The following is an 18226-nucleotide window of genomic DNA, read 5'->3' as shown; positions in this document are numbered from 1 at the left end:
AAAATAATATATTGATATTTTGGGGGATATGAAAATTAGAATGATATCTTGTAGGGAAATTTTGGTACTTTTTATTTCTGTTTCAGTTTATTTAACTTAAATATAATTTTACTCATATTTTCATAGAGTAATTCTATTTTACCAGCTTCACATTTTGCACTTAATCATCAAGTTTTGATTGATTAAATAACTTAAGAAAATTATCGATTATGCTAAATATTATAAGGAATTAAGAAATAAAATTGACTTAAAATTACCGAAATATCAATACAAGATAAGCGTTTATTTGGGAAACAATAATGTTATCCATAGTAATTTCATCTTTAGCAAAATATGTAAATACAATTTGTATAAAGGTTCCACGAGTTACTAATCAATACAATAAATCGATCAGCATTATTAAAAAAAAGGTTTTTATTTGCTAATTTTTTATGAAAATACTAGCGTTTAGTTTGAAAACTGAGCATAAATTTTAAAAAATAATCAGATTTAAATAGATAAATAAGAAAATAATTAAAAAAATATTGATAAATGATAATAATTATTATTTAATTCACCGAGATTATTTTTATGAATGGATGTTATGAAATCATTTGATGTAAGTGCGTTTTACGCTTCAAACTCAGTTTTACCTTTTAAAGATCGTTGGGCAGTAATGCCTTTACAAGCAAGTTTACCAGTATCACCTCAAGAATTGGAACAACAATGGAGTATTGTTCAAAATTCAGATCTATCTGGACGAAAACGTCTAATTTATATACATATTCCTTTTTGTGATATTCATTGTCAATTTTGCGGATTTTATCAAAATCCATTGCGTAAGTTTGATACCAAAACTTATATTGATTACTTATTACAAGAAATATCCCTAGAAATTAACAATAAAGCGATGCAGTCTGCGCCAATTCATGCTATTTATTTTGGCGGTGGAACACCTTCAGCTTTAGCTGCAGGACAATTAGCTCGTGTAATAAATTATCTAAAAAAACATGCTCCTCTAGCACCTGACTGCGAAATTACTGTAGAAGGGCGAATTTCTGATTTCGATGAGGATAAAATTGATAGTTACATTGAGGCTGGGGCAAACCGTTTTTCGATAGGTATTCAAACCTTTAATACCGAAATTAGACAGCGATTAGGACGCCAGTCTTCTGAAAAGGAAATTATTAAAAGTTTTGAACGTATTGCTGCACGAGATAGTGTTGCTTTAGTTTGTGACCTTATGTTTGGACTACCTAATCAAACTCCAGTTACTTGGCAAAGAGATTTAGAAATCGCCGATCAATTGCCTCTCGACGGGGTTGATCTTTACTCCTTAAATCTTTTACCAACAACTCCATTAGCTAAAGGTGTTGAAAATAAAAGAATAGAGATTCCAACAGTAACTGATAAGTGCGATTTTTATCATCAAGGAGCTAAATATTTAGATAGACAGGGTTGGACTCATTTAACCAATGCTCATTGGGCAAAAACGAGTCGCGAACGGAATTTATACAATTTTTTAATCAAACAAGGCTCACACTTTTTTGGATTTGGTTCTTGTGCTGGTGGAAAGCTAGACGGGCAATCATATATGATCCATCGTGATTTAAATCAATATTATGCCTTATTAGATCAAGGTAAAAAGCCCCTAATGATGTTAACCGGTAAACCATTACTCGGTGACTGGCTGCATAAATTACAAGCAGGTATAGAAAAAGGGCGTGTTGATCTAACGCAACTTACCAATCAAGCTGAATTATTTGATCCATTAATCAAGCAATGGCATGGAGTAGGATTACTACAAAATGAAGATCGTTGTTTACGATTGACTTTATCGGGACGTTTTTGGTCAAGTAATATTGTACAAGCTTTGCAACAGCTTTTACTACAGCTTAATAATCCTGAGCATATCGAATTACAAAACAAGATGGCACAAGCTAGACAAGCCATGCAACAAGGTAATGGTATGCCTAAATCTCACCCACATATGCAAAACATCCAAGTAAAAACAAAAAATTAAAGGAAATTACTATGGCAGATAAACAAACCCTTTTGAATAGTCTTGCAACTTATATGCAATCTAACCCTGAAGAATTACTAGAGAAAATTGCCCAAGATCATAAAGTCACTATGACGCAAGTGATCCAAGCAATACCTGATGCAAAAATCGTAGATGGAAGTAACTTTGATACAATTTGGGAAGAAGTAACAACTTGGGGTGACGTATTGTTTTTAGTTCATACTGGTGACATTATTGCTGAAATTTCAGGTGAATTGCCTCCTGGAACTCATAGCCAAAAATACTTTAACTTACGCCATCAAAAAGGGTTAAGTGGTCACATAAAAGCAGAACATTGCCAATATATTGCATTTATTGAAAGAAAATTTATGAAAATGTCGACTGCTTCTATTATATTCCTTAATCATTTAGGTCAATCAATGTTTAAAATTTTTGTTGGGCGTGATGAAAAACATCAATTAAAAGCAGAACAACTTGAAAAATTTAGAGCTTTAGCAAAAAAAATCAATTAATTTTAAGAAACAATAAAATGAAAACAGTAATTATTTTTGGTGTAAGTTCAAAGCTAGGAACTGGTTATCAAGTATCTCAATTAATCAAACAATGCCACCCTGAGTGGCGTTGTATTGTATTAGTTCGTGATGCCGATTTTGCAAAACAATTATCTGAACAAGGTATTGAAACTCATGTTGGCGATGCAACTGACGTTGAATTAGTGAAACAGATATGTCAACAAAACGGTAGTGACGCGACAGTAATTTCAACTTTAGGTGGAGAAACGGGTAATTACATTGCTCAGCGCATTATCATTGATTGCGCAGAACAGGTTGGAATTAAACAAATGATATTAGTGACCTCGCTTGGTTGTGGTGATTCATGGTCAACATTATCCTTACGAGCTAAGCAAGCATTTGGTAATGCGGTTCGAGAAAAATCACTAGCTGAAATTTGGTTACAAACCAGCTCATTAAATTATGTGATCTTAAGACCAGGTGGTTTACGAGATGGAGAAACAACCAATCGCGGTGAATGTTATTTCGCTAAGGAAGTTCATGGTTTTGTATATCGCAAAGAATTAGCCAGAATAATCATTGATAAAATTGCTAATCAACAATTTGATAACCGAGCATATAGTGTTGTTGACCCAAGCTTAGCGGTGAGTTATTAGTATTAAAAATATGAGGTTAATCGGTGCGAAAATCTAGTCAACAAATATTGTTAGTGGGATTATTTGCTTTACTTTTAATTTTAATTGTCTATTCGGCAAACTCTGGAGCATTAAAATTATCTTTTACGCAATTAATTAATATGTCATTTGATGATCCATTATGGAATATTTGGTGTAACATTCGATTACCCAGAATTATACTTGCTGTAGTGGTCGGTATGGCATTAGCCACTTCTGGTGCTGTTATGCAAGGATTATTCAGAAACCCTTTAGCTGATCCTGGTTTATTAGGTATTAGTAGTGGTGCAAGCCTAATGGTAGGTATAACGATATTATTTCCTGCCGTTTTTCCTCCGATTATGATGCTTTATGGAAAAATGATTGCTGCATTTGCTGGTAGTTTATCTATCTGTATTCTTATATACCTCTATAGTCTTAATGAACAATGTAATTTAGCTAAAATGATTTTGTTAGGGGTCGCAATTAATGCCATCATTGGCTCAATATTGGGAGGACTCAGTTACATTAGTGATGAATCACAATTACGTCAACTTTCGTTATGGTCAATGGGACATTTAGGAAAAGGCTCTTGGGACTTGGTCATTGTATCCATTTCTTTAATTTTACCTACGTTATTATGTGTTATTAAACTTGCTCATCATCTCAACATATTACAGCTGGGGGATGAAGATGCTCATTATTTAGGTATCAATGTTGAACGCACTAAACGCTATCTATTATTACTTAGTGCTGTATTGATTGGTACTTCTGTTGCAGTGAGTGGCATTATTGCTTTTGTTGGATTAGTTGTACCTCACATGATTCGTTTACAAGTCGGTGCAAACCATAAATGGCTAATACCTGGCTCTGCATTAGGTGGTGCTTGTTTACTTTTATTAGCTGATACTTTAGCTAGAACATTAGTTGCTCCAACTGAAATTCCTGTCGGTCTTTTAACCAGCCTAATTGGTGGCCCGTATTTTCTTTGGCTTATTCTGAGACATAAATAACTGATGGAGATTTATTGTGTTAACCGCTAAAAATTTAACATTTGGTTATGGTCGTCGAATGATAATTAATGATGTATCTTTATCAATAAATTCAGGCGAAATTGTAATTATCATTGGTCCTAATGGCGCAGGTAAGTCCACTTTATTGCGTTTACTAACAGGTTATCAAAAACCATTATCAGGTGAATGTTATCTATTAGATAAACCATTATCACAGTGGCCACAAAAACAATTAGCAAAAATAAGAACAGTTATGCTTCAACAAAGCCAACTTACTTTTCCTTTTAAAGTAAAAGAAGTAATAGCAATGGGACGAGCTCCTTATGGCAAAATACATTTTGATGAATCAATTCACGAAGTGATGGTACAAACTGATTGTTTACAATTTGCTGACCGAGATTATAGAGGTTTATCCGGAGGAGAACAGCAAAGAGTCCAATTAGCTAGAGTCTTAGCTCAATTGTGGCAACCGCAATCTAATGAAAAATTATTATTTTTAGATGAGCCCACCTCTGCACTTGATCTTTATCATCAACAACATACTTTAAGATTATTAAAGCAGTTAGCTATTAAACAGAAATTGGCTGTATGTTGCATCTTACATGATCTCAATTTAGCTGCTTTGTATGCTGATAAAATTATTCTTGTTAACCAAGGAAAAATTGTAGAACAAGGTGTACCATCTGAAGTATTAACTGTGGAAAATATCAATCGATGGTATGGTGTTGAATTAGGTGTTTATAATCACCCTAAACATTCATCAATACCTCAAATCTATTTAAATCCCTAAAGGATAAATCTAATATCATCCGCTCCATTTTCGTTCAAAATGAGTATATAATTAAGCAAACTTAACAATTGGGGCTGATGATGATTAACGAAAATAGTAATAATTCTATTCTGGTTTCAGATCTACTTGCAGCACACCCTGTCTTTAGTTGTCAATTGGATGGGAAGGGCAAAGCCAACCCTTTAAATGATAAAAGTGAAGCTTCAATTTCACAACCTTATTGGATACATCTTGATTTTGCTAAAAGCGAAACAATCAATTGGATTAACCAAACAAATTTAATTCCAGATCTTGTCAAAAATGAATTGATTAAACCCAATCAGTTTCCTAAAGAAATTCGCTTTGATACAGGCATTTTAGTCGTACTTAAAGGTGTTAATTTTACACCTAATGAGCTACCTGATCCTATCGTCACTTTCCGATTTTATATAACTGATAATTTTATAATATCAACTAGGCACCAAAAAATTGATGCCATCATCAAATTAAAAGAAAATTTAGAAAAAGGTATTGGCCCTGTAGATGTTGCTGATTGGCTAATTCAACTTTCTGAATTAATTTGTGATCAAGTTAATTTATCTTTTGATGGGGTTCACAATAAAATCATCAAATTGGAAGATCTATTATTAAATCAACGGATTTTTTCTCACAAGGAAATTGGAAGAGTTCGTAAACAACTTTTTATATTACGTCGTTTACTTTCCCCACAGCGCGATATATTTGTCAAAATTTCGACTGAAAGAATATCTTGGATTGATGACAATGATCGCCAGCGATTGCATGACATTTCTAGCCAACAAAATCACTATGTCTCTGAAATTGATAGTTGTTTGATTAGAATTGGTTCCGTTATGGAACAAATTAATAGCATTTTGGCCGAATCGACCAATAAACGTATTTATTTAATGTCCTTGTTTACCATCATTTTTACACCAATTACTTTTATCACTAGTTTGCTTGGTGTTAATTTGGCCGGCATTCCGTTCAATGAAAAAGAGTGGTCATTTATTGGGTTAATATTACTATTAATTCTGATCAGTATACTTTCAGTGGTATGGCTTAAGCTAAAAAAATGGTGGTAAAAAATTAAGCTTAAATATGAAAAAGGAAATATATTGATGTATTTTGATAAAATTATTAATAAAAAAGATATTGAATCATTATTTCAAAGTACAACTCAAACAATTATTCAAGCTTATTGGGAAGGAAATATCGGTTTTGCATATGCTGATGATTTATTGCGGCCTACATCAGTAGCAATTAATCTTGGTTGCTTCTTTTTTTTAGCAGGTCAACCAAACCAGCAAATGCTTCACTATATTCCAAAAGTATATAGTGATGATTATGCAATTCTTATCCCTATTGATAAAACTTGGCAAAATTTAATTGAAAATGTATATCGCAACAATTATGAAAAAATTACACGTTATAGTTTTTATACTCCTACAGAATTTGATATTCAGAAACTACAATTAATTATCTCAAAATTACCTGAAAACTATCAATTAAAAGCTATTGATGAAAAGTATTATCAGCAAATTCTCAATCTTGAATGGGCTAAAGACTTGTGTAAAAACTTTAACTCATACTTGGATTTTGAAAAATCAGGATTGGGATTTATTATTTTAAAAGATAATGTTATTGTTTCTGGTGCATCATCTTATTTAGCATATAATAATAGTATCGACATTGAAGTCGATACAATAGTTGAGGAAAGACGAAAAGGACTTGCATTGATTAGTTCGGCAAAGTTAATTTTAGCTTGCCTAGATCGTCAAATAACACCTAACTGGGATGCTCACAACAAGCCCTCTTTAAAGCTTGCTACTGAGTTGGGTTATATTTTAAATCAACCCTATAATGCTTATGTCGTTTGGAATTTATGATTAACACTAATTATTATGCAATCTAAAGAACCTTATCGTCTATTTATTGCCGAAAAACCGAGCTTAGCTAGAGCTATTGCTGATGTTTTGCCTAAACCCCACCAAAAGGGAAATGGATTTATCAAAGCCAGTAATGGTGATATTGTTAGCTGGTGTATTGGGCACTTATTAGAACAAGCAACACCTGAAATATATGATGAACGCTATAAAAAATGGGTTTTAGACGATCTACCCATTGTTCCTGCAAAATGGATATTGATACCCAAAAATAGTACCGAAAAACAATTTAACACCTTAGTTGAATTGATTAAATCAGCTGAACAAATTGTACATGCGGGTGACCCAGATAGAGAAGGGCAATTATTAGTTGATGAAGTACTTAACTATTGCCAGTTACCACCAGAAAAGCGGAAAACTATTCAACGTTGTTTAATCAGCGATTTGAATGCTAGCGCTGTTGAAAAATCACTAGAGCAATTACGTAGTAATCAAGATTTTATCCCATTATCTACTTCTGCTTTAGCAAGAGCAAGAGCTGATTGGTTATATGGGATGAATATGAGTCGTGTTTGTACTCTTGTGGGGCAACGAAGCGGTTATCGTGGTGTACTATCTATTGGGCGCGTACAAACGCCGATTTTAGGATTAGTAGTTAGACGAGATTTAGAGATAGCGCAATTTGTTCCTAAACCATTTTATGAAGTTTATGCCATATTACAAACCAAGGATAACGAAACTTTCAAGGCCAAATGGCAACCAAGCGAGGCATGTGAACCTTATCAAGATGAAGAGGGCAGAGTTTTAGTTAAAGGTTTAGCAGAAAACGTTTGTCAACGAATTAAAGATCAGACAGGCACTATTGATAAAGTAAGTAATAAAAAGAAAGAACTTGCACCACCTATGCCATTTAATTTATCTGCTTTACAAATTGAAATGGCAAAACGAAATGGTCTAAGTGCACAAGATGTGCTTGATATTTGCCAATCATTATATGAAAAACATAAATTAATTACCTATCCTCGTTCAGATTGTCGTTTTTTGCCGGAAGAGCACTTAACACAAATTAATGGTGTAAAATCTGCGATTGAAAACAATTGTTCTGCGTTACAACTTGCAATTAATAATGCTGATTTCACTTTACGTTCTAAAGCTTGGAATGATAAAAAAGTTGAGGCTCACCACGCTATTATTCCAACATTGCGTAAAGTGAGAACCGAAAGTTTATCTAGTAATGAGTTAGCCGTCTATCAAGTGATTGCTACACAATACTTAGCACAATTTTATCCAGCTTATAAATATGCTGAGTTACAGATTGATGTTGATATCAATGGTGGTAAATTTATCTCTAAAGCCAATCAAATGTTGGACGAAGGCTGGAAAGTACTGTTTAGAAGTAAAAATTATCAAGCAGAGAACGATACCGATAATAGTGAGAATAATGGTTTATTAACTAAATTAGTTAAAAAAGGCGAATCAGTCCTATGTATTGATACCGAATTACTCAGTAAAGAAACTCAACCTCCAAGACCATTTACGGATGCGACTTTACTTTCTGCAATGACAGGTATAGCTAGATTTGTTAAAGATCCTGAGATAAAAAAAATATTACGCGAAACTGATGGATTAGGTACTGAGGCAACAAGAGCTGGTATTATTGAGCTTTTATTTAAACGTCAATTTTTAACGCGTCAAGGTAAATCAATTCGTTCAACGAAGGTAGGCCAAAATTTGATTTTATCATTACCGGAAAGTGTTTCAATGCCAGATATGACTGCACATTGGGAGTTACAGCTAGAGGAAATTAGTAAAAAAGAATTCAGTTATCAACAATTTATGTATCAATTAAATTCGTCTTTGCTTACATTAGTTGAACAGTTAAAAAATTCAAGATTGAAAATTCAATCATAAATTTCTATTAGCAAAAGGACATTAAATAGTTTTATTATTTATTGTCCTGTCTGATAATAAAATCTAAATAATGATTATTCTTCTAAATCCGTAGACTCTTTTTTGTCAATTTCTTTAGAGAGTGTATCAATTGGTCTATTTTCATCGAGGATTTTAGCAAATACTTTATTTGCTCTAATTAAAAATTGTCTATCCTTTAAAAGGATGCGGTAACTATTTAATCTTTTTAATGGTCCTTTAGCAAATTGCGCAATAATGATTATTAGAACAAAAATCGTCAATACAGAAATAATGACATTAATAATCCATTCTGATTTGAAAATAGTATGGAGATTATATATAACCATAAAAAAGGTAAATAGACTAACAGCAGCAGTTAAAATCACGTCTTTAATTAAAAAAGGTCTAAGAAATGTAATACGGTTTTTTTCAATACCGAAATATTGAGTTAATTGATTTAATTGACTCAATTCAATAACATTATGAATATCTGCATTAACAACAGAAATAGCAATTCTTTCTTTGTTAATATTGCCTGGTTTATAAAAACAAACTTTTTCCCAAATCAGTTTTTTCTTGATATTGTTTAAATAATCTTTTTGATAACTAGGTTGAGGTACTTTTTCTAATATATCTGTATATCTAATAATATTGTCAAAGTAATTATTAGGTGTGTTTCTTTTATAAATAAAGCCAATAATTGATAGAGCGAAGATAATAAATAAATTAAACCAATTATCTTGCAACAATTGAGTAATATCCATCCAATTTAACCAGTGTTGTTAACAATTGGTTAATTGTAACTGATATTATGTAAAACGGGTATTAATTCTACATTTCATCATCCTAGTAGTGGTGTTTTTAATCAATTGCAACTTTATTACAAGTAATCGGTTGACTTCTTGAATGCAAAAGCGTATAAAGTGCTCGCCTTTGAGCTTTTCTTACTTTTTTAACGATAAGAGATGGTTAAAAATGAGGTTTAAGAAAAGTTGAAATACAAAGTGATGAGTTCAATTTACAGGAGAAATATGGACAGTCAATCGGGTCACCCCAAACTATGGGGAGATAAATTCAAACACATCATTATCGGTTAATGAACCTGTCTAAATAGTTATTTTTTCAGTTCACAAGCCGAAATTGATAAAAACGGTAACGGTGAACGATATGCAGTTTTCTACACGCTATCACACAAATTCAAAATACCTTTGTGCTCATAAAGCACTTTTGCGAGTGTTATATCTGACAGATAAGCATTTAGAGCCACCTAGTTGTATCTAACTTTTAATTAATATTATTTTTAATATTTTTATTTCATGTTAAGCCTTAACTGCAATGGTTAGTTATTGCTTTACGTTTAAATTTTAGTCGATAAGAACTTAATAACTCCTAGTTTAACGTTAACTAAGAGCGGGTTCCTTTTGCCTGAAAAATAGATAGGTACAAACTATGATTAAAAAAACATCTCAAGTAAAGACAGATAATACTTTAAACATAAAAGCACTTGAAGAAGCTCAGAATAGCTTAGATAGCATTTTGTCTAAATTTCAATCAAGTCTTTCGGGGTTAACTCAAGAAAATGTAAAATCTCGATTGGAACAGTATGGTAAAAATGAAGTGGCTCGAGAAAAAGTGCCATCAGCTTTTGTTCAGTTACTTTTAGCTTTTAAGAACCCATTTATATTTGTACTATTAATATTAGCACTGGTAAGTTTTTTTACTGATTACTGGTTGCCATTACAAAACGGTGAAGAGACAGATCTAACTGGAATTATTATCATTTTAACCATGGTAACACTTAGTGGATTATTGCGTTTTTGGCAGGAGTTTCGTTCAAATAAAGCTGCTGAAGCATTAAAGTCAATGATCCGAACTACAGCCACAGTTCTACGCCGTCGTAATAAAAATATGCCAACTGAGCATATTGAAGTTCCTTTAAGCGATATCGTTCCTGGAGATATTGTGTTTTTATCAGCTGGGGACATGATTCCTGCCGATATTCGTTTAATCGAATCGCGAGATTTATTTGTGAGTCAAGCGGTGTTAACCGGTGAATCAATTCCAGTTGAAAAATATGACACCTTAGGCGCGGTATCGCAAAAAACGACAGAAGAGATAGATTCTTCAAAAATTGATAAGGACAATGTACTTGATGTAAACAATATTTGTTTTATGGGCACCAATGTAGTGAGTGGAACAGCTAAAGCTATTGTTGTTGCAACAGGTGCTGATACACATTTTGGTTCATTAGCAAAATCAATAGTGGGTTCAAGAGCCGAAACCTCATTTGATCGCGGTGTAAATAGCGTAAGTTGGTTACTAATTCGCTTTATGTTAGTGATGGTTCCGATTGTATTACTAATAAATGGATTTACCAAAGGCGATTGGGGGGAAGCAACATTATTTGCATTAGCTGTTGCTGTTGGTTTGACGCCTGAAATGTTACCGATGATTGTTAGTGCAAATCTAGCTAAAGGTGCTGTTGGCATGGCAAAACGAAAAGTTGTGGTAAAACGTTTGAATGCTATTCAAAACTTTGGCGCGATGGACATTTTATGTACTGATAAAACAGGTACTTTAACACAAGATAAAATTATTTTAGAACATCACTTAGACATTAATGGGCAGATTGATCCATCTGTTTTACAACTGGCCTGGCTCAATAGTTACTATCAAAGTGGAATGAAAAACTTGATGGATAAAGCGATCATCCGTTTTGCTGAAGAAAAAACCAGTGTTAAAAAAGTAGGTGTTGGTCTTTATAAAAAAATTGACGAATTACCGTTTGATTTTGTTCGCCGTCGTTTATCGGTTGTTGTACAAGGCAATGATGAAAATCACTTAATGATCTGTAAAGGTGCAGTTGAAGAAATGCTATCTATTTCAGATTTTGTTTATGAAAACGGCGAATACTTACCGTTAGACGAAAATCGTAAACAAGCATTGATTGAACTTGCACACAATTATAATAAAGATGGATTTAGAGTGTTAGCAGTAGGTGTAAAAGATATTTCAGCATCACAAACTAAAGCTCAATATAGTGTCCAAGATGAAAAATCATTAGCCATTCGTGGGTTTTTGACTTTCTTAGATCCACCTAAAGAGAGTGCTTATGAAGCTATTTCTGCATTGAATGAACATGGTGTTGGCGTTAAAGTTCTAACTGGTGACAATGAAATCATCACGATTAAAGTATGCCGAGAAGTTGGCTTAGAACCGGGTATACCCTTACTTGGTAACGACATTGAAAAAATGAGTGACGCTGAGTTAAAAGAGCAAATTGAGCAACGCACTATTTTTGCTAAGTTGACTCCATTACAAAAATCTCGAATCATTAGATTGTTACAAAGTAATGGTCATACTGTTGGATTTTTAGGTGATGGTATTAATGATGCGCCAGCGTTGAGAGATGCAGATGTTGGTATTTCAGTGGACACCGCTACTGATATCGCTAAAGAATCAGCTGATATCATTTTGCTTGAAAAAAGCTTACTTGTATTAGAAGAAGGTGTAATTTGCGGACGCGAAACTTTCGGTAATATTATGAAATACCTAAATATGACCGCAAGTTCTAACTTTGGTAACATCTTCTCTGTATTAGTGGCTAGTGCATTTCTACCATTTTTACCAATGCTTGCGATTCATTTGCTTATCCAAAACTTATTATATGATATCTCACAATTATCATTACCTTGGGATAAGATGGATGAAGAGTTTTTACAAAAACCTCGTAAATGGGATGCACAAAATATTGGACGTTTTATGATCTGGATTGGACCAACATCCTCTATTTTTGACATAACAACATATGCATTGATGTGGTTTGTTTTTGGTGCTAATAGTGTTGCAGCTGAATCATTGTTTCACTCAGGTTGGTTTATCGAAGGATTGTTATCACAAACTTTAGTTGTACATATGCTAAGGACTCAGAAAATACCATTTATACAAAGTACCGCGGCATTCCCAGTAATAGTAATGACTATGCTAATTATGGCGGTGGGTATTTATATTCCTTTTTCACCAATAGGTAGCCTAATTGGTCTTCAACCATTACCATGGTCCTATTTTCCATGGTTAGTTGCAACATTATTAAGTTACTGTGTGGTTGCTCAAATAATGAAAAGGATTTACATAAAACGCTTTGGACAATGGTTCTAAAATAACAAAATTGATGTAAGTGACGATGTTGCTTACATCATTAACTAAAGAAGTATAAATATTGAACTAGTGTGTTATAGTAGTGATGAGTACACATTTGATAAATATAATTGATAATAATATTTGTATAAATAATCGAGCTTTTTAGAAATGTTTTTAAGGAGCCTATAAATAACAATAAGAGGAGTAAAAAATGAAAACCCCACACAAAAATTTAATTACACTAATCAAACATCGCAAACTGAAAAAAGAACAAGAGAAAGTTAATAAATAACTTTCTATAAATGATTTGCAAAAAATTGCTATAAAATTAAACCCCACAGCTTGGGGTTTTATAACACAATAAAGCTTTATAAGCTTATATTTGATGAGTTATTTAGAAGCTTTTTTCAAAATTTCGTAAAGTTCATCTTTTAATTTTAGCTTCAGTTTTTTTAGACTTTCAATCGTTTCCGAAGTATCAATTGCAATACCAGACTCGATATTTTTAATTTTTTGATCGAGCTCATTGTGCTCATCAAATAATTTTTGGAAATGTAAATCTGAGTTTTTTAGTTTAGAGATTAAATCACGGTATTCTGGAAACATACAGCCTCCTTATAAGATTAATTAAAATAATAGCAGTTAACAATAATTCAGCTTACAATATTCTCAATTGTTTTAATAGCAATTTTTGAATGGGAGATGTCTATGAATGAAAAGATCGTTATTGCAAAAAGTGAAGGTAATGATTTATACATCCTTGCATCGTTGGCTAATCGCCATGGTTTAATTACTGGTGCAACAGGTACAGGTAAAACCGTAACCCTACAAAAGATGGCGGAAAAATTCTCGCAGATTGGTGTACCCGTGTTTCTTGCTGATGTAAAAGGTGATTTGACCGGTTTAGGGGAAAATGGCCTATTATCTGAAAAATTAAAAGCACGGCTAGAAAGTATTGGTGTAAAAGATTGGCTTCCTGATTCTTCTCCTTTAGAAATATGGGATGTATTTGGTGAAAATGGTATTCCCGTTCGCAGTACAGTTTCCGATATAGGTCCTATATTATTAGGTCGATTATTAAATCTCAATGACATTCAATCTGGCGTTCTACAATTAGTTTTTAAAATTGCCGATGATAATGGATTATTATTACTAGACTTTAAGGATTTAAGAACATTCATCCAATTTATTGGTGATAACGCTAAAAAATTTACTACCCAATATGGCAATATAAGTTTATCAACTATTGGTGCTATTCAACGTGGATTGCTTACTTTAGAACAGCAAGGTGCTGAATTCTTTCTAGGTGAGCCGATGTTTGATATACATGATTTAATGCAAACTAATGCTGATGGTCGTGGTGTTATTAATATTTTATCTGCCAGTAAATTATATAATTCACCAAAATTATATTCAGTATTTTTACTTTGGTTATTATCAGAACTATTCGAGCATTTACCAGAAGTAGGTGACCTTGATAAACCAAAACTTGTTTTTTTCTTTGACGAAGCACATTTACTTTTTAATGATATTTCTCCCGCATTATTAGAAAAAATCGAACAAGTTGTTCGCCTTATTCGTTCTAAAGGAGTGGGGATTTATTTTGCTACACAAAGCCCAACCGATATTCCAGAAACTATCCTTGGTCAATTGGGTAATCGAGTGCAGCACGCATTACGAGCATTTACACCTAAAGATCAAAAAGCAGTCAAAGTTGCAGCCCAAACCATGCGAGCTAACCCAAATTTTAACACTGAAAAAGCTATTATGGAGCTTGGGGTAGGAGAGGCTTTAATTTCATTTCTAGATGAAAAGGGGCGCCCTAATATTGTTCAACGCGGAATGATAATAGCGCCAGAATCAAAAATGGGGCCTATGGATATAGAAAAACAGTTGACGATTATTCAAAAATCTCGCTTTTATGATAAATATTCAAAAACCATCGATCGCGAATCAGCCTACGAAAAACTTAAACAGGGTTTTAGTATAAATACTGAAAATAGTCAAAATTCAATAGAAACTGATTCCAATCAGAATCCATCTGATAAAGAGGAACATGGTGGTATAATGGACTTTTTAAGTTCACTTATTTTTGGTAGAACCGGCCCAAAAGGTGGACAGCATGACGGTATCATTCAAAGTGTTGCTAAAAGTGCGACTAGACAGATGGTAAATCAAATTGGAAGACAAATTACTCGAGGAATCTTGGGTGGTTTCAAAAAATAGGTTAGATTAATAAACTACAAAAAGGAGTTATAGATGTTAAAATTGTTTATTGAATGGTACAAAAAACGCTTTAGCGATCCTCATGTGGTTTCGTTAATGATTGTTATCATTGTTTTATTTTTTATCATCTATTTTTTCAATAAAATTTTACTGCCTATATTGATTGCTATTGTTTTATCTTATCTACTAGATAGACCGGTTAAGTATTTACAACAAAAGAGAGTTCCTCACACATTAGCTGTTGTTATTGTACTATTTGTATTTATGTTTGTCGGCTTAACCGGAATTATGATTTTGTTACCATTGATTTGGCAACAAGGTGTTAGTTTAATAACAAATATCCCAAATATGTTGAATTTTGTAAATAAATTCATCACATCATTGCCTGAACATTATCCGGAGCTTATCGATGTTGGTCTATTTGACTCAATACTCCAAGGTATAACTAATAAAGTCATGCAAACAGGTAACTCATTGCTCCAGTTTTCAATCAGCTCACTGTTTAGCTTAGTTTCTGTTGCTATAAATGCGGTATTAGTTCCGATTATTATGTTTTTCTTATTGAAAGATAAATCTAAGATATGGGGATATTGTTCGAAAATATTACCAAAAAATCGAACAATATTAAACAAAGTAGCTACAGAGATGGATCAACAAATATCTAATTACATAGTCGGTAATGTTTTACACATCATTATTTTAACTGCCTGTGTCTATATTCCATTTTGGTATTTTGGTTTAGATTATGGATTATTGTTAGCAGTGTTAGTTGGTGTTTCAGTACTTATTCCTTACATTGGTATTATTATTTCAAGTATCCCTATTGTCCTAATTGCACTTTTCCAATGGGGGGTAACTGCACAATTTGGATATTTAATGTTCTTTTATATCCTTATTCAGGCTCTTGATGGCAATTTATTGGTTCCTTATCTTTTCTCTGAAAAACTTAACTTGCATCCTTTAGTGATTATTGTAGCTGTTATCATTTTTGGCGGGTTATGGGGATTTTGGGGCGTATTTTTTGCTATACCGTTAGCAACTTTAGTTAAAGCGATTATAAATGCTTGGCCAAATCTTGAAGAGATTAATAATATTAAAAGTGAAAAAAAAGCAGATTAATGAAAATATAATCTGCTTTAATTAGAAGTGTTAACTATGGTTCTTAAGATAATCTAAAACCACAGTGTGATGGTTGGTCGTTTTGAAGTCATCAAAGACTTTCTCGATCTTACCATCTTTACCAATCAAAAAGCTTATACGATGGATACCGTCATAAGTTTTTCCCATAAACTCTTTTTCGCCCCAAACACCAAACGCTTCAGAGGTTTTATGATCCTCATCTGAAAGTAGCGTAAAATTCAACAATTCTTTATCAACAAAACGCGATAGCTTTTCAGGTTTATCCGTACTAATACCAATAACAACTACATTATATTTCTTAAAATCGTCAGCACTGTCTCGTAAATTGCAAGCTTGTACTGTACAACCAGGAGTCATCGCTTTCGGATAGAAATAGAGCAAAATACGCTGACCTTTGAAATCTTTTGAACTAATTAGCTCACCATCCTGATCAGGCAGAGAAAATTGAGGTGCTTTTTCACCTTCTTTTAAAGGATTAACCATAAATTTATTACCTATGTTAATAGTTAAAATTTTAATCGCTATGGGTATAATTTACTATATTTTATCAAATTAACTTATGTTTTTAAAAAAACGACTTGCTGCATCAATCGTATGATCGATTTCTTTATCTGTGTGCATAAGTGACATGAAACCTGCTTCGAAAGCTGAAGGCGCAAAGTAAACCCCTTCGGCGAGCATATGATGATAGAATTTTTTGAATAATTCAACATCACAATTCATTACATCCTTATAACTGCTCACTTCTAGAGCATTTGTAAAGAAAAATCCAAACATTCCTCCTGCATGATTAACCACAAACGGAATATTATATCGTTTTGCTTCTGCATATAGGCCATTAACTAGTGAGGCAGTTTTTTCTTCTAACTCTGAATAAATACCAACATCCATTAACTTTGTCAACGTGGCATAACCCGCTGCCATAGCAACAGGATTCCCTGAAAGTGTTCCTGCTTGATAAATTGGTCCAGTTGGTGCTAATTGTTGCATAATTTCAGCACGCCCGCCAAAAGCACCTACAGGCATACCGCCACCTATAATCTTACCTAAGCAAGTCAAATCAGGAACTAAATCATAATATTCTTGAGCTCCGCCAAGTGCAACTCTAAACCCAGTCATTACCTCATCAATAATTAATAAAGCCCCGTAAGTATCACACAAGCTTCTTAATCCTTGTAAGAACGATTTTTTAGCTGGGACACAATTCATATTGCCTGCCACAGGTTCAATAATAATTGTAGCAATTTCATTAGGATATTGCTCAAATTGTTTTTTTACTGATTCTAAATCGTTATAATCACAAACTAATGTATGTTTAACAAAATCCTCAGGCACACCCGGTGAAGTAGGGTGTCCAAAAGTGAGCGCGCCAGAACCGGCTTTAACAAGCAAATAGTCAGCATGTCCATGGTAACAACCTTCAAATTTGATTATTTTGTCACGTCCTGTATAGCCTCGTGCAAGGCGAATTGCACTCATAGTTGCCTCAGTGCCTGAATTCACCATACGTAACATTTCTATTGATGGAATCAATTGTGTAACTAGGTTAGCCATTTTTGTTTCGATTTCGGTTGGCGCACCATAACTCAAACCATTACGAACAGCGTTAATAACTGCATTGGCAACATCAGGGTCATTATGACCTAAAATCATAGGTCCCCAAGATCCGACATAATCAATATAAGCTTTTTCATCAACATCATAAATATAAGCACCATTAGCTTTCTCTATAAATAATGGCGTACCACCAACTCCATTAAAAGCACGTACAGGTGAATTAACACCACCTGGCATAAAAGCCATTGCTTCGCGGTAAAGTATTTCAGATTTAAATGTTTTAAGCATAATTATGGTCTTCTTTATAGTAATTGTTGTCGTATTTATTCATAAAATTAACTTAAATTCAAGCAAGCTATTACAAATTTAACTAATTGATGTTTTCATTTTGTATTTTAT

At 33.1% G+C, this 18226-nt stretch carries 15 protein-coding genes; 11 read left to right on the top strand and 4 right to left on the bottom strand.

The genetic code is table 11. From position 1 onward, the window contains the following. Window positions 1-574: 574 nt before the first annotated feature. The 8 genes from hutW (at window position 575) to A9G07_RS04470 (ending at window position 8764) form a co-directional block, all read left to right on the top strand. On the top strand, window positions 575-2002 hold the full coding sequence (hutW, locus tag A9G07_RS04505; protein ID WP_081303349.1) for a heme anaerobic degradation radical SAM methyltransferase ChuW/HutW: 1428 nt from the start codon (window positions 575-577) through the stop codon (window positions 2000-2002). An 11-nt stretch (window positions 2003-2013) separates the two neighbouring features. Next, the gene (gene hutX / locus A9G07_RS04500; protein ID WP_065562481.1) at window positions 2014-2514 is read left to right on the top strand and encodes a heme utilization cystosolic carrier protein HutX; all 501 of its coding nucleotides are present in this window, start codon (window positions 2014-2016) and stop codon (window positions 2512-2514) included. 17 nt (window positions 2515-2531) lie between these two features. Then, entirely contained in the window at window positions 2532-3170 is a 639-nt protein-coding gene (locus A9G07_RS04495; RefSeq protein ID WP_065734206.1) for an NAD(P)H-binding protein, read from the top strand. Between the two features lie 23 nt (window positions 3171-3193). Then, window positions 3194-4180, top strand: a complete 987-nt coding sequence (locus A9G07_RS04490; protein ID WP_141677474.1) for a FecCD family ABC transporter permease — start codon at window positions 3194-3196, stop codon at window positions 4178-4180. 16 nt (window positions 4181-4196) lie between these two features. After that, the gene (locus A9G07_RS04485; protein WP_218058400.1) at window positions 4197-4970 is read left to right on the top strand and encodes a heme ABC transporter ATP-binding protein; all 774 of its coding nucleotides are present in this window, start codon (window positions 4197-4199) and stop codon (window positions 4968-4970) included. Window positions 4971-5047: 77 nt separating this feature from the next. Continuing rightward, window positions 5048-6052: a zinc transporter ZntB gene (gene zntB, locus A9G07_RS04480; RefSeq protein ID WP_065734205.1), complete on the top strand. Its 1005-nt coding sequence runs from the start codon at window positions 5048-5050 to the stop codon at window positions 6050-6052. A gap of 36 nt (window positions 6053-6088) precedes the next feature. Continuing rightward, the gene (locus A9G07_RS04475) at window positions 6089-6856 is read left to right on the top strand and encodes a GNAT family N-acetyltransferase (protein ID WP_065562484.1); all 768 of its coding nucleotides are present in this window, start codon (window positions 6089-6091) and stop codon (window positions 6854-6856) included. A 15-nt stretch (window positions 6857-6871) separates the two neighbouring features. Continuing rightward, entirely contained in the window at window positions 6872-8764 is a 1893-nt protein-coding gene (locus tag A9G07_RS04470; RefSeq protein ID WP_065734204.1) for a DNA topoisomerase III, read from the top strand. 74 nt (window positions 8765-8838) lie between these two features. Here A9G07_RS04470 and A9G07_RS04465 read toward each other — a convergent pair whose 3' ends face one another. After that, window positions 8839-9528 (bottom strand): hypothetical protein, encoded by a 690-nt coding sequence (locus A9G07_RS04465; protein WP_065734203.1) that lies wholly within the window; start codon window positions 9526-9528, stop codon window positions 8839-8841. 685 nt (window positions 9529-10213) lie between these two features. Between A9G07_RS04465 and mgtA the strand changes: the two genes are divergently transcribed. Next, window positions 10214-12922 (top strand): magnesium-translocating P-type ATPase, encoded by a 2709-nt coding sequence (gene mgtA / locus A9G07_RS04460; RefSeq protein ID WP_065734202.1) that lies wholly within the window; start codon window positions 10214-10216, stop codon window positions 12920-12922. Between the two features lie 372 nt (window positions 12923-13294). Here the strand turns inward: mgtA and A9G07_RS04455 are convergent, their stop codons facing one another. Beyond that, a complete protein-coding gene (locus tag A9G07_RS04455; protein WP_065562488.1) occupies window positions 13295-13510 on the bottom strand; it encodes a YdcH family protein in 216 nt (71 codons plus the stop codon). A 102-nt stretch (window positions 13511-13612) separates the two neighbouring features. On the opposite strand from A9G07_RS04455, the gene A9G07_RS04450 reads away from it, so the two are divergent. Next, entirely contained in the window at window positions 13613-15130 is a 1518-nt protein-coding gene (locus tag A9G07_RS04450) for a helicase HerA-like C-terminal domain-containing protein (protein WP_065734201.1), read from the top strand. A gap of 33 nt (window positions 15131-15163) precedes the next feature. Beyond that, complete coding sequence (locus tag A9G07_RS04445) at window positions 15164-16249, top strand: AI-2E family transporter (protein ID WP_065562490.1); 1086 nt, start codon at window positions 15164-15166, stop codon at window positions 16247-16249. A gap of 30 nt (window positions 16250-16279) precedes the next feature. On the opposite strand, the gene bcp is transcribed toward A9G07_RS04445, so the two are convergent. Together bcp and hemL are read right to left on the bottom strand one after the other, a co-directional pair. Further along, window positions 16280-16753, bottom strand: coding sequence for a thioredoxin-dependent thiol peroxidase (bcp, locus tag A9G07_RS04440; RefSeq protein WP_065562491.1), 474 nt, complete (start codon window positions 16751-16753; stop codon window positions 16280-16282). Window positions 16754-16822: 69 nt separating this feature from the next. Beyond that, window positions 16823-18115, bottom strand: a complete 1293-nt coding sequence (hemL, locus tag A9G07_RS04435) for a glutamate-1-semialdehyde 2,1-aminomutase (protein WP_065734200.1) — start codon at window positions 18113-18115, stop codon at window positions 16823-16825. Between the last annotated feature and the right edge of the window lie 111 nt (window positions 18116-18226).

The sequence above is a fragment of the Gilliamella sp. wkB72 genome (assembly GCF_001693745.1).
Classification (GTDB): domain Bacteria; phylum Pseudomonadota; class Gammaproteobacteria; order Enterobacterales; family Orbaceae; genus Gilliamella; species Gilliamella apicola_E.
Note: the sequence above shows the minus strand (reverse complement) of the source record. Positions and strands in the feature narration are given on the sequence as shown.